This is a genomic window from Umbribacter vaginalis (assembly GCA_001552935.1).
Taxonomy (GTDB): domain Bacteria; phylum Actinomycetota; class Coriobacteriia; order Coriobacteriales; family Eggerthellaceae; genus Berryella; species Berryella vaginalis.
On sequence record KQ959676.1, the window covers coordinates 144,654 to 158,068 of the forward strand.

The 13,415-nt window shown below is 47.2% G+C and carries 11 protein-coding genes and 1 tRNA gene; 1 reads left to right on the top strand and 11 read right to left on the bottom strand.

The features are described from left to right. Positions 1 to 114 precede the first annotated feature (114 nt). From ispF to HMPREF3190_RS01640, 9 genes are all read right to left on the bottom strand, one after another. Positions 115 to 633 carry a 2-C-methyl-D-erythritol 2,4-cyclodiphosphate synthase gene (gene ispF / locus HMPREF3190_RS01595; protein WP_066779705.1) on the bottom strand — a complete coding sequence of 173 codons (519 nt, stop codon included), beginning with the start codon at positions 631 to 633 and terminating at the stop codon, positions 115 to 117. Then, entirely contained in the window at positions 626 to 1,699 is a 1,074-nt protein-coding gene (ispD, locus tag HMPREF3190_RS01600; RefSeq protein WP_082715065.1) for a 2-C-methyl-D-erythritol 4-phosphate cytidylyltransferase, read from the bottom strand. The genes ispF and ispD overlap by 8 nt, the downstream gene beginning before the upstream one ends. A gap of 90 nt (positions 1,700 to 1,789) precedes the next feature. After that, positions 1,790 to 4,372: an ATP-dependent Clp protease ATP-binding subunit gene (locus HMPREF3190_RS01605; RefSeq protein WP_066779707.1), complete on the bottom strand. Its 2,583-nt coding sequence runs from the start codon at positions 4,370 to 4,372 to the stop codon at positions 1,790 to 1,792. Positions 4,373 to 4,495: 123 nt separating this feature from the next. Next, complete coding sequence (nagA, locus tag HMPREF3190_RS01610; protein WP_066779710.1) at positions 4,496 to 5,635, bottom strand: N-acetylglucosamine-6-phosphate deacetylase; 1,140 nt, start codon at positions 5,633 to 5,635, stop codon at positions 4,496 to 4,498. Next, the gene (nagB, locus tag HMPREF3190_RS01615) at positions 5,626 to 6,357 is read right to left on the bottom strand and encodes a glucosamine-6-phosphate deaminase (protein ID WP_066779712.1); all 732 of its coding nucleotides are present in this window, start codon (positions 6,355 to 6,357) and stop codon (positions 5,626 to 5,628) included. The genes nagA and nagB overlap by 10 nt, the downstream gene beginning before the upstream one ends. Before the next feature lie 104 nt (positions 6,358 to 6,461). Further along, a complete protein-coding gene (locus tag HMPREF3190_RS01620) occupies positions 6,462 to 7,088 on the bottom strand; it encodes an adenylate kinase (RefSeq protein WP_066779715.1) in 627 nt (208 codons plus the stop codon). Positions 7,089 to 7,369: 281 nt separating this feature from the next. Beyond that, positions 7,370 to 8,260: a DMT family transporter gene (locus HMPREF3190_RS01630; RefSeq protein ID WP_066779718.1), complete on the bottom strand. Its 891-nt coding sequence runs from the start codon at positions 8,258 to 8,260 to the stop codon at positions 7,370 to 7,372. A gap of 87 nt (positions 8,261 to 8,347) precedes the next feature. Continuing rightward, entirely contained in the window at positions 8,348 to 8,854 is a 507-nt protein-coding gene (locus HMPREF3190_RS01635) for a tRNA (cytidine(34)-2'-O)-methyltransferase (protein ID WP_066779719.1), read from the bottom strand. 8 nt (positions 8,855 to 8,862) lie between these two features. Beyond that, complete coding sequence (locus HMPREF3190_RS01640) at positions 8,863 to 11,154, bottom strand: ABC-F family ATP-binding cassette domain-containing protein (protein WP_082715067.1); 2,292 nt, start codon at positions 11,152 to 11,154, stop codon at positions 8,863 to 8,865. Between the two features lie 303 nt (positions 11,155 to 11,457). Here HMPREF3190_RS01640 and HMPREF3190_RS01645 point away from each other — a divergent pair. Next, positions 11,458 to 11,532, top strand: a tRNA-Asn gene (locus HMPREF3190_RS01645). Positions 11,533 to 11,624: 92 nt separating this feature from the next. Here HMPREF3190_RS01645 and HMPREF3190_RS01650 read toward each other — a convergent pair. Both HMPREF3190_RS01650 and yedE read right to left on the bottom strand, forming a co-directional pair. Then, positions 11,625 to 11,831 carry a DUF3343 domain-containing protein gene (locus tag HMPREF3190_RS01650; protein WP_449675990.1) on the bottom strand — a complete coding sequence of 69 codons (207 nt, stop codon included), beginning with the start codon at positions 11,829 to 11,831 and terminating at the stop codon, positions 11,625 to 11,627. Between the two features lie 169 nt (positions 11,832 to 12,000). Further along, positions 12,001 to 13,089: a YedE family putative selenium transporter gene (gene yedE, locus HMPREF3190_RS01655; RefSeq protein ID WP_449675992.1), complete on the bottom strand. Its 1,089-nt coding sequence runs from the start codon at positions 13,087 to 13,089 to the stop codon at positions 12,001 to 12,003. Between the last annotated feature and the right edge of the window lie 326 nt (positions 13,090 to 13,415).

The following is a 13,415-nucleotide window of genomic DNA, read 5'->3' on the forward strand; positions in this document are numbered from 1 at the left end:
TTTATGCCACCATGTTGCAGAAGTGGTCGCAGCAAGTAACGTACTTACGCATACGTCTACTCATCTGCTTTTCTCTAAAGAGGCAGTGTTGTTAACAGTGCCACCTCAAAGCCTTTACGCACACGTACTGGTGTCTGGTGCGAGCAAAAGTGCTACAGCGGTTGCAGAAATTCCCTCTTCACGCCCCTCAAAACCAAGATGCTCAGTAGTAGTTGCTTTGATTCCTACACAGCTTGTTGTAATGCCCATTGCCTTCGCAACATTCTCACGCATTGCTTCCCGATAAGGAGACATACGCGGGCGTTGCGCAACGATAACCGAGTCAATATCAAGAATCTGAAAGCCAGCCTGCACAATGCGCTTAGTGACCTGCGCAAGCAGCGACAGCGAGCACACATCGCGAAACTGCTCAGACGTATCGGGAAAGAGCGCCCCAATATCTCCCATACGAGCAGCTCCTAACAACGCATCCATAATAGCGTGCGTAAGTACATCGGCATCTGAATATCCAAGCAAACCGTACTCATACGGAATAGCAACGCCACCAATAATAAGCTTGCGCTCGGGTGCAAATTGATGCACGTCATAGCCTTGTCCAATACGCAAACGAGAAAACGAGTTGGCACTACTCATGATGATGCTCCCCCGCTATTTTGGGGCTCTCACCTACGTTATTGCTGGTTGCGGAGCTGTTGGTGGTGGCGTGGGATGTGGCGATTGCGGAGCTGGTACTGGTTACGGCGTTACCACGTTCCTCAGCGCTGCCACGTTCCTCAGCACTATCACATGCCGCATCACTGCCACGTTTCGCGGCGTTATTACTGGTCACGGCACTGCCACCTTCCGCAGTGCTATCGCACTGCTTCGCAGAATCACACGTTGAGCGAAGCATAGTCGACATCGCGGCACATAACAGCTGGTAATCTTCAGGAACAGTAAGTTTAATGTTGTCGCGAGAACCTTCGACAACTAATATACGACCACCTAAACGCTCAATAAGCGAAGCATCATCGGTTCCAATAAAGCCTTCAGCAAGCGCTGCACAATGCGCGCGCCTATAGACACCCGTGCGAAAAACCTGAGGTGTTTGTGCATTCCAAATAACACTTCTATCAGGTGTTCCAACAATAAATCCGCGCTCAACAATTTTAAGTGTATCAATAGCTGGATACGCTACCACTGCACCGTCAACATCAATATTGCCCTTAACGGTAGAAATCGTATGCGCAATAGTGCTGGGCATAATAAGCGGACGCGCGCCATCGTGCAACACAACAAATTCAAAGTCGTCATCGACATACTCAAGGCCCGAAAATGCGCTTTCTTGACGCGTTTCACCTGCTGGCGCAAATACAATAGGCGTTACAAACGAATACGGATCAATAGCGCGTTTTTTATATTCAGCTTGACGATGTTCAGGACACACAATAATGATTTTTCCAACGTCTCCAACAGCGTCAAACGATTCACACGCCCACGTTAAAACAGGCTTTCCACCGAGCTGAACCAGCTGCTTACCACCTGCTGCACGAAAACGCTCGCCAACACCTCCTGCAAGCACAATTGCCGCCGTCTGTGGATGCGCTGATAAGCTTCCCTGCACAACGCGCGCAGATGAATCAGGCTTATATCCTTGAATAAATGATACTGATTCTTGCATGTCATTAAGCAAGCGTGCAATATCAGACGATTCAAACATACCGCAACTCCTTTTATCTACATGCAATGTGCTCTTATGCAGTGCATTCATGGCGCTTGCGTGTGCGTACAGGCACACGCACTATTACGCTTATGAATCAAGGTGTGCGCCTGCACTATCATTGGTATCTTGTTCTACGTATAAACTAGAGTCAGCGCATTCTAAATTCAAGCCGCTGAGCAACGGCAATTCTTCTTCTTTCAAGCTCTCATTCAATTCAAGTTCAGGAATTTCACCCTCGCGCGCATCAAACGTGAGCTTGCCGTCTTTAGCATCAACATATACTATCTGACCTGGCTTAAACTTATCTTCAAGAATACCTTCCGATAAAGGATCTTCAAGTAAGCGCTGAATAGCACGGCGCATAGGACGCGCACCCAGTGTTTTGTCGAAACCGTCTTTCGAGATAAGCTCGCAGGCAGCACGCGACAAATCGATAGACATACCACGTGCAATAAGACGTTTACGCAGTTCGTTTACCATCAGCTGAACAATATCAAGCATATTGTCTTGTGTAAGCGCTTTAAATACAATAATATCATCCAAGCGGTTTAAGAACTCAGGCCTGAACAGCTTTTTCAGCTCACTCATTACACGTGAATTGATTTCCTTATCAGATAAGCCCACTTCTTCATCAGACGTAAAGCCCAACGAATACGTAGTAGCAATTTCACGCGCGCCAACGTTACTTGTAAGAATGATAACGGTGTTGCGGAAATCAACTGTTCTGCCTTGACCATCGGTCAGGCGTCCTTCTTCAAGTACTTGAAGCAAAATATTAAACACATCGGGATGCGCTTTTTCAATTTCATCAAATAGTACAACCGAATACGGACGCTCGCGAACGGCTTTGGTAAGCTGACCGCCCTCGTCATAACCAACATATCCCGGAGGCGCGCCCACTAAGCGAGCTTCAGAATACTTCTCCATATACTCTGACATATCAACGCTAATCATGGCATGCTCATCGTCAAACAAAAATTCCGCAAGCGACTTTGCAAGCTCAGTTTTACCAACACCTGATGGGCCAAGGAAAATAAACGATCCGCTTGGTCTATTCGGGTCTTTCAATCCAGCGCGAGAACGACGAATAGCACGAGCAAGCGCTGTTACTGCTTCATCTTGTCCAATCACACGCTTATGCAATACCTCTTCCATGCGCAGTAATTTTTTCGTTTCCGACTCGGTTAAATCACGCACAGGAACACCACTGGTAAGCGATACAACATCAGCGATATCACTTACTTCAACATTGTAAATCTCAGCTTTGAGTTTCTCTTTCCACGCACGCTGAGCTTCATCTCGCTGATTGCGCAAATCAACTTCCTGATCTCGCAACGTTGCTGCCTTTTCAAAATCTTGCTTGGCAATGGTGCGCTCTTTCAAAACTCGCAAACTGCGAAGCTTGTCATCGATCTTGCGCAAATCTTTTGGTTCAGTCATATTGCGAATACGCAGGCGCGCACCTGCTTCATCAAGCAAATCAATAGCTTTATCAGGTAAAAACTTCTCAGGCATATAGCGGCGCGAATACGTTACTGCCGCATCCATCGCTTCATCAGAGTAGCGCACGTGATGAAACGCTTCATACTTATCGCGCAAACCTTGCATAATACGCAACGCTTGTTCTTCAGTTGGCTCAGACACCGTAATAGTTTGAAAACGACGTGTAAGAGCAGCATCTTTTTCAAAGTGCTTGCGATACTCATCGAGCGTTGTAGCACCAATAATCTGAATAGCTCCACGCGACAAAGGCGGCTTAAGAATTGCTGCTGCATCAATAGAACCCTCAGCAGAACCTGCACCTACCAGCGTATGAATTTCATCGATAAACAAAATGATATTTTTTGCACGTACTACTTCTTCGACACATTTTTTCAAGCGATCTTCAAAATCGCCACGATAACGCGCTCCAGCTACAAGCGAGGGTAAATCGAGTGCCAAAACGCGCTTGTTGCTTAAAAGATCGGGTACCTGATTTGACACAATCAACTGCGCTAAGCCTTCAACAACAGCAGTTTTACCAACACCAGGCTCGCCGAGCAACACGGGGTTATTCTTTTGACGCCTTGAGAGCGTTTGCATCATACGCTCAATTTCTGTAGCACGTCCAATAACAGGATCCAGTTTGCCCTCGCGCGCTCGTTTTGTAAGATCAACGCTGAACTCATCAAGAATGCTTCCCCGCTGGTCGCTTTGTTCAGAATTAGCAGCATTACCCGCAAGCACAGGATCTTTGCCCATAATAAGGTTAAAGGTCATACGCAGTTGTTCAGGCGTTACATCAAGATGCTTCAAAATTTCAATAGCACAACCTTCACCTTGGCGCAAAATACCCAACAAGATGTGCTCGGTGGAAATGTAGCTTTGCCCAATACTCATTGCTTCGCGCAACGAGTCTTCAAGCACACGCTTAACGCGCGGCGTAAACTGTAAATGTGTGCTTCCATCTGCAACAACCTCTATGGTTGAAAGCTTAGTAATAAGCTGTTCAACAGCTTCAATAGTGACATTATTTTTCTGCAAAATATTAGCTGCAATACCGTCGTGTTCTTTGAGCAGCCCTAACAGCAAATGTTCAGTTCCTACATAAAGCTGATGGCGTAATCGCGCTTCATCTTGAGCAATAACCAGCACTTTACGTGCTTTATCGGTAAATTTTTCGAATGACATAGGCTTCTCCGCCTTTCATGCAAATCTTTTTTGGTTATCTTAGCACTCTTCATAAATGAGTGCTAATAAAACTATTTCTGACACCATAGTGACATAATACACACATTTCTACGCCAAAAACGTCTATAAAAGCTCTTTTCCACGTATAAATACCTGTTTAATTTCCAAATTTTTATCTAAAACAACAAAATCAGCAAAATAACCAGGTTTAATAAAGCCACGTTCATTATCAAGACCAAGTACACGAGCTGGATTTTCTGTTGCAGCTTTAAGGGCGCTCTCAAGCGCAATATTCATATCTTGAACAGCACACCGCAAGCACGTCATAAGATCGCTTACGCTTCCTGCCAGTGCACCTGCTGCAAGACGTGCTTCTTTTCCGTGGACAAATACTTCTTGTCCACCCAACTCATAGCTTCCATCTTCAAGGCCTGTAGCTTCCATGGTATCGCTTACCAGCACAATGCGATCATCGCCAAACAAGCCAAACATGCAACGAACCATAGCAGGGTGAATGTGTATACCATCGCAAATAAGCTCAACGGTACTATGAGATGCGTCAAAAGCTGCTGCAATAGGGCCCGGTGCGCGATGCAACAAAGGCGGCATAGCGTTACACAAATGCGTCACATGGCATGCTCCTGCTTCAAAGGCGTCGCATGCTTGCTGGTAATCGGCACAGGTATGTGCCAGGGAAATGCACACTTCATCATGCATTTCACGAATAAATTCAAGTGCGCCACGTTCCTCGGGAGCAATATCAACAAGCTTTATCAAACCACCTGATAATGCTTGTAAACGACGAATCATATTCGCATCGCACGGCTGCACATATGCCGGGTTTTGTGCTCCAATTTTGCCATGTGAAATAAACGGCCCTTCCATGTTGATGCCCACCAGCGCCGACTCGTGCGGCGCGGGCGCAAACGATGCCGCTTGCGTCATTATATGTGACAGTTTTTCTTCTGGATATGTCATCGTAGCAGGGCAGACAGATGTAACACCGCGCGAGGCTTCATACGCACACAAAGCGTGAAACGCATCATGGGTACCTTCACAAAAATCATGGCCCATGCAGCCATGAAAATGGACGTCAATAAGCCCTGGTATCACATAACAACCGCGCGCATCAAAAGCGTCATGATGAGGAAACGCCGCAATTCCCTTGCGGTAACACACAGCGCTTATCGTTTCGCCTTCACAAAGAAGGTTCGCATCTTTAAAAACGCCGTCAACAAAAACCTTTCCGCCATCTATTCGCATAATGACGCAGCCTCCTCATCAAGCACAACGGTTACGTTTTGATGCAATTGCAACACCGATGCAGGAACACGTGGCGTAATAGGGCCAAAAAATGCATCACGCACAATTGAAGCTTTACCTTTACCGCTTGCAATTACCAAAATTTCACGGGCGCGCATAATAGTGCCAATTCCCATGGTATATGCACACTTTGGAACCTCATCACGCGAAGAAAATAAACGACTATTTGCATCAATGGTACTGTCGCTTAACGTTACAACATGCGTATAAGGCGAAAACACGTCGTCGGGTTCGTTAAATCCGATATGCCCGTTATGCCCCAGACCCAACAGCTGTAAATCAATGCCGCCAGCATCAATAATATCCTGCTCGTACGCATCGCATACCGCATCGACATCAGTATTTTTGCCATCAGGAACAAAGGTGTTGTGCGGATTAATGTCAATGTGATTGAATAATTTGTCCTGCATAAAATAGCGATAACTTTGCTTGTGATCAGGGGCAAGTCCACAATATTCATCGAGGTTGTAACTGCGAACATCCTTAAATGTTACCAACTTGTTTGTGTAATCAGAAATAAGCTGCTGATACATGCCTAAAGGAGTAGTGCCTGTTGCAAGACCTATAACCGCGTGCGGCTTCTCGTTAATAAACGTTGTCATTATATCGGCAGCGACACGACTCATAGCGTCATAACTAGGCGCAACAATAATTTCTACCATTACTCAACTCCTTGAAGGCTTTTACACAACACGTCTGCGAAAACTATAAAGCACGCATGCACAAAAAAAGCCCGCTCCGCATGGGAGCAGGCGTAGTATATATGTTACAGATGAAGCAGTTGCTTGATGTCGTTATACACAAGCTCTACATCGCGATCACCATCAACCGTAACCAATAAGTCACTTCCACGATAGTAATCAATAAGCGGCGCAGTTGAACGCTCGTATACTTCAAGACGATTGCGAACGGTTTGCTCGTTATCATCGCTGCGTTGATACATCTCACCGCCACATTTCGGACATGAGCTTAACGCGTCAGTGCCAATAAAGCCGCATTCTTTACACATACGACGCGATGTAAGACGCTTAATGATAACGTCGAATTTTACATCTACCAGCAGCGCAGCATCAAGTGGACGATTCAAGCGACTTAATTCAGCATCAAGCGCAACTGCTTGAGCAGACGTACGTGGAAAGCCATCCAAGATAAAGCCTTTTTGTGTATCAGGTTCGCTTAAGCGCTCGGTAACTAATCCGATAATCACTTCATCGGGAACAAGCTCGCCTGCATTCATATAGCTTTGAGCTTTTTTGCCCAACGGCGTACCTGCTTTTACGGCAGCACGCAGCATATCTCCTGTTGAAATATGCGGAGTTCCAAATTCTGCTACCAGTTTTGCAGCTTGTGTACCTTTACCAGCACCAGGGGCACCTAATAATACAATGTTCATGATGATAATTTCCTTTCAATATCATACGCATCTATTGTAACAAAGCTCGCTTCGTTCGCTTATAAAAGCGTGGCAATTACACATAAAGAATGTGCAGCCGTGAATGCTGATTGTATTTGTTGACTCACGCTGCATTCGTACATCGCGCTCGTTGACTCGCGCTGCATTCGTACAACATTGGTACAAAAGCGCGCTGTATACAATAAAATGTACAGCTGTGTACACGATACAAAGCAACAGCAGTACTCGCCAGGTTCGTGCAAAAGTACAACGATGTGCACTTACGTACGAGTGCGCCGTTTATTCAAAAACGTAGGCAGTGCTTCTGCAATAAGAACACTTAAAAACACCAGCACAAAGCCTGCTACCAGGCGCGGCGTTAGGACGTCAATGCCCAGCAGCACGCTAATAAATGTTGCAAACACCGACTCTGACGTTAGAATGATAGCTGCTGTTGATGGCAAAATATGCGCTTGTGCAATGTTTTGAAATAATAAAGCAACCGTTGTAGCAAGAATTGCCAAATACAGCCACTCAAGCCAATGAATTGTGCTGAATGTTGTTATATCGGGAATGGGTTCTGTAAGAATACTACAGAGCATACCACAGGTACCTACCACAATAAATTCCCAAATCGTAAGTACAAAAATATTGTATTGGCGTGCCAATTTCCCAACCAACGCTATATGAAGCGCGAAGAAAAACGCTCCGCACAGTGAAAAAATATCACCTGGTTCTAAACTTATGCCCTTGCTTAAGCTAATACAACCAATACCAATTAACGCGCAGATCGCAGCTACAATGTTGTAGCGAGTAGGACGCTTACGCATAAGCAGCCACACTAAAAACGGTACAATGACGCAATCGGTAGCGGTAAGAAATGCATTTTTTCCAGGGCTGGTAAGCGTAAGTCCTGTCATTTGAAAATAGTATGCAATGAATAATACCAAGCCGCAACCGCACCCAAACACAATATTGCGCGGCACAAGATACAGTGAACGATATTTCACAAACGAGCCTGCTAAAATAAGCGCAGCAGGCACAAAACGCATGCCAATAAGAAACGACGGCGCAACGTGTTGCATAATGTCTTTTGATATGACAAACGTGCTGCCCCAAATAAGCGTTGCAGTCAATAATAATGCATAATAGCGCACATCGTCCTCAATCATCGAATAGTAAGCAATTTATTACACCTGTAATGGTGTGTGATGACACATCAGATGTCAACAGAAAAAAAGTTCAATGTGCGCATTTCTTTATTCAAGATTCGGAAATCCAAGCTCATGCAACGCATGAAATGTCGCAATAGCAACCGCATTAGACAAATTAAGTGAACGTAAGCTATGGCGCATAGGAAGACGCACGCACGCGCGTTCATACGCTGCAAGAATATTGGGGCTAATACCTGCGCTTTCACGTCCAAACAACAAGTAATCACCCGCGCTATACGACACGTCGGTATATAATTGCGTGGTGTGCGACGTAAAGAAATACATGGAATTTCCCTGATGAGCGTGTAAAAATTCCTCAACGCACGGCCACATAACAATCTCAACGCTATCCCAATAATCAAGCCCCGCGCGCTTCAAATTGCGTTCAGATGGGCGAAAGCCCAAAGGCTCAATAAGATGCAAGCGTGCACCAACACAGGCACACGTGCGCGCAATATTTCCCGTATTTTGCGGAATTTCTGGTTCAACAAGCACAATATTCAAAGGTGCTTCGGGAAGCTGCGCTACGCGGTGCGGAGAAATAAATGCCATACCTACTCCTAATTCCAGATTATATTCGCGGGCACCTGAATGCCGTGCTCGCAGAAAAATTGCTGCATAACAGTCGTTTTTATGCTTTCAATACTCTCATTGAGCTCGAACCACTGCTCCTCGACTTGCGCTAGACTCACTTTAAGTGCTGCATGCTGAGCAACCACATCGGACGTTGCGTCTTCATTGGTGTAAAACTGTGGATCGGCAAGTGTTGCAAGCACCTCGTTCATGCGTGCATTGTCGGCGTCAAGCTGCGCTTCAAGTGCCTGTAATTGCTTGCGCGCATCTTTTGTTGCGCTGTGAACTTTGTTGCGAAGCTGTGCTTGTTGGCGCTTATCAAGCGCTGACTTTACGAATTCGGCAACGCTTATTGCAGCAGACGGCACGCCCGATGATACTGATGCAGACGATGCCGACGTGGAAGATGCCGCACTCGAAGCATTGACGTGCGAAGACGTGTCTGCGCCTTGTGCGTGTCCGCCAGTTTTTGTGTCGCTTGCGGCAGAAGTGCCGCTACGCACATTATTTTCGCATGCGCTACCAGCGCTTCCGCGTGCTCCAGCATCGCCGCGTTCCCCTACACTACCAACACGAGCGCCCGCTCGAGCATTGCCACCAGCATCGCGACCTGCACCAACTCCAGCGCCGTGTCCCGCACCAGCACCAACGGCGCTACCAGCGCCACTTGCGTCCTCGCGCATCTGCGCTACTTTTTCGCAATAGTACTCATACGTGCCTTCAAAACTGCGCAGCGTGCCATGGTTCACTTCGATAATGCGGTTCGCAACAGCGCTAATAAGATGCCGATCGTGCGAAATCAGCACTATCGTTCCCTCAAAGCGCTGCAACGCCTGTTCAAGAACATCGGCACTCGCAATATCCAGGTGGTTCGTAGGCTCGTCCAAACACAGCAGCGGACGCGGAGCAACCAGCATTTTTGCAAGTGCCAGACGCCCCTTTTCCCCGCCTGATAGCACGCTTACTTTTTTATCAACGTCATCACCCTTAAACAGAAACGCACCCAAAAGCGAGCGCACTTGCGAAATACTCCACGCAGGCGCTACTTTGTCGAGCTCTTCAAACACCGTATTGCCAGCATGCAACTGTTCAAGCTGGTGCTGCGCATAATAGGTTTTTGATACGTTGACGCCGTAGTTAATAGAACCGCTATCAGCTTGCAAAACGCCAGCAATAAGCTTCATAAGTGTTGATTTACCTGCGCCGTTAGGGCCAACAAGAGCAATTTTTTCGCCACGGTAAATGTTAAGATCAACGCCGTTATAAATGCAATGCTCGCCAAACGACTTCGAAACGCTACGCAGCGTTACCACCTTGTCGCCCGTACGCTCGGGCTGTTTGAAGGCGAAGTGCACCGATTTATGCAGTTCAGGAACTACAACCAACTGTTCTTTCAAGCGCAACAATTTTTTTTCGCGCTCTTGAGCTTGGCGCGCCTTCGTTGCTTTATAGCGAAACTTCTCAACAAACGCTTCAAGTCGCGCAATTTCTTCAAGCTGCTGTTTGCGCTGTTCAAGCAGCATAACACGACGCTGTTCGCGCTCGCGCACATACGCCGAATAGTTGCCTTTGTACAGTGTTGCTTGCTCATTTTCCAGTTCAAGCACTCTATCAACCATCGCGTCCATGAACGCACGGTCGTGACTTACCAAAATCACGCTACCTGCATACGTGCGCAGAAATTGCTCAAGCCACTGCACGCTTGCAAGGTCAAGATGGTTGGTAGGCTCGTCCAAAAGCAGCACATCAGGGTTTCTGACTAGCAACTTTGCAAGCGCAATGCGCATTTGCCAGCCACCCGAAAACTCCTGTGTTGAGCGTTGCATGTCGGCTTCTTTGAACCCTAAACCAAAAAGAACGCTGCGCACGTTTGCCTCGATGGTGTAGCCGCCAAGACGCTCGTAGGCATCGCGCGCCTGCCCTGCTTGCAACAACATCTGCTCGCTTGCGTCATGCGTAAGAGCCGCCTCAAGCTCTATCAGGCGCTTTTCCGCTTCCATAACCTCTTTTTGAGCCGAGAGCACCTCGTCAAACACAGGGCAATCTTGCATTTCAATAGCTTCTTGCTCAAGATAGCCAAACGTAGCATCTTTCGCGAACACAACACGCCCGCTATCAGCATCTTCTTGCCCCGTAATAATGCGCAGCAGCGTTGTTTTGCCAGCGCCGTTCGCGCCTACTAAGGCAAGCCTGTCGTAAGGCTCCAGCTTAAAATTCACACCGGTAAATAAGGTGCGCGAACCATACGATTTCGCTACCTGTTCAAGCTGCATTATCACGAAAAAAGCTCCTTATAAGGTATTAAGAACACTATACGCCGCCGCGCCAGTGAAAAAACGCAGGAACGCGGAAACACGACGGCACCCATGCCTGCGCTTTAAGCACCAGCAACACACCAACACTGTAATGCGGCATCGGTACACGGCGCTTTATTGCGCCACCAACACGCCAGCATACCAGCGCGCTTTATTATACCTACTTTTTAGCTTCTCTGCGTGTTTTCAAAATTCTCTTGAATGGGGCTTGCATATCAGGGCACTTTCGGTATAATAACCATTCGTATCCGCGCGATACGTCGCCATTCCTCGGTAGCTCAATGGCAGAGCATCCGGCTGTTAACCGGAGGGTTGTAGGTTCGAGTCCTACCCGAGGAGCCATTTTTTTATTCCGTGATTATTTCCGCAATACCTATCTAAATACCTATCTAAATACCTATCTAAATACATATTCAATAGTCGAATAGTAAAATCTAGCGAACAACAAATAAAGTTTCGTAGTCGATAGTGCCTACTTGTAGTACCATAAAAACGGTTTTGAACTGGTTAAACGAAGCACGCCACACGTATCCACATTCAGCAGACAAAAAACGCGGAAGCGGCGCCAAACAACCCTGCATCGCTTCTCGTTTAAGTATCCGATTTGCCGCAAGCGCTTCTGCATGCGTGTGAAAGCTCACTATAATGCAACTATAAGCGCAAGCATGCTGCGCAAGCAGAGAACACGCATCCTCATAGCGCGGTAGTGGGTTAGTAAACGAACAAAACATCATGTCCCCTTTTCACATGGCATGCATCTCAGAGCAAACGGCACATAACGCGTGGCGCATGGCAAACGCACGCGGCGCACTACGCCTTCGCCTTATTCAAGTTGCACGCTGCAATAACACACAGCACCACGATACCAACGATAATCATAACTTGACCAGCGAATGTTGTTCCTTGTCCGCTTGATGCCAAGCCAAAATTATGGGCAAATGCAGCGCCCACTAACAAACCAAAAAAGCTGATTCCTGCATCAGAATTGCCCGATCCTGCAAGCACTAACTGACGCAAAGGACAGCCTCCCATAAGCGTTGCAGCCAATCCGACAACAAACAAGCCAAGCACGTTCCACAATGCTTGCGCATGAGCAATCGGCTGCGCGTCAAACGAAAGCTTAAAATGCCCGGTAATTAGGTTATACACAAGAATTCCTACAAAAATGAAAGCAATCACAATCAGGCGGCTTGCATCGCGCGTAATGAACACATCGCGCAAACCGCCTGCAAAGCACAGGCGCGTACGCTGCGATACCGCACCAAAAATAAGCCCTCCGATAAGCGACGCAATCAGCGGAGCATGGATGCTACCAGGCCCTTTTTGACTTATAGCAAACAGCGACGTGGTAAGCGACACCACAAGAAACACCGCCACAATAATCGGAATAATCATTCCTTCAAGCTTATGCGCACTGGGCGTTGCTTTCCCAAGACTAAAACCGTTTTTCAGGAACACAACGCCAAGCGCGATGCCTGCTGCAAAGCCTACAAGACCAACCCATGCGTTCAAATCGCCAGCTCCCATGCGTAAAATCATACGCAGCGGGCAGCCTAAAAACACCAGCGCGCCTATCATCATGAAGAAACTCAACACAAAACGCGCTACGGGAGCCGAGCCGCCTTTTGGCTTGAATTCCTTACGAATAAGCGCCATGACAAACGCGCCCAGCACAATGCCAATAATTTCAGGACGCATATATTGAACAGGGGCTGCGCTGTGCAGCTTAAGCGCGCCGGCCGTATCGCGCATAAAACACGCAATGCACATCGCCATATTCGGCGGATTTCCCAGCGCCGCCAGCGCAATCACAACACCCGCCGCAAGAACGCCGCATAGTACCAGTACGGCGTATTCTTTATAAGAAGTTTGAGCATCCATACGAAAATCCTTTGTCACACCAAGGTGCATACAAGCCGTGCTGCTGCGGACGCACAAGCGCGCCAGCATACCCGTTGTACGCACACGACGCAAAAATGCAGAACGAAGAATCGGCACATCGTGCAGAAAACGCGAACCAATCCGCGCAGAAAGCACACAATGTACGCTTTGCAGAATGTCCAGAATGCAGTACGTAAATACAGTACGTAAAATGCAGAAAACGCAGCAAGAACTGCGCAAACAAGCCACGCAAACAGCGTGCGTAAAAAGAAAACCTTACACGGCTTCTTGAATCATATGCAGAAAACAGGCACTTCTTATGCAGAAAATGAAGTACCTGTTTC

Excerpts from the sequence above, each read along its gene's own strand:
- ispF (WP_066779705.1), bottom strand. The coding sequence starts at position 633 with ATGAGTAGTGCCAACTCGTTTTCTCGTTTGCGTATTGGACAAGGCTAT.
- ispD (WP_082715065.1), bottom strand. The coding sequence starts at position 1,699 with ATGTTTGAATCGTCTGATATTGCACGCTTGCTTAATGACATGCAAGAA.
- HMPREF3190_RS01605 (WP_066779707.1), bottom strand. The coding sequence starts at position 4,372 with ATGTCATTCGAAAAATTTACCGATAAAGCACGTAAAGTGCTGGTTATT.
- nagA (WP_066779710.1), bottom strand. The coding sequence starts at position 5,635 with ATGCGAATAGATGGCGGAAAGGTTTTTGTTGACGGCGTTTTTAAAGAT.
- nagB (WP_066779712.1), bottom strand. The coding sequence starts at position 6,357 with ATGGTAGAAATTATTGTTGCGCCTAGTTATGACGCTATGAGTCGTGTC.
- HMPREF3190_RS01620 (WP_066779715.1), bottom strand. The coding sequence starts at position 7,088 with ATGAACATTGTATTATTAGGTGCCCCTGGTGCTGGTAAAGGTACACAA.
- HMPREF3190_RS01630 (WP_066779718.1), bottom strand. The coding sequence starts at position 8,260 with ATGATTGAGGACGATGTGCGCTATTATGCATTATTATTGACTGCAACG.
- HMPREF3190_RS01635 (WP_066779719.1), bottom strand. The coding sequence starts at position 8,854 with ATGGCATTTATTTCTCCGCACCGCGTAGCGCAGCTTCCCGAAGCACCT.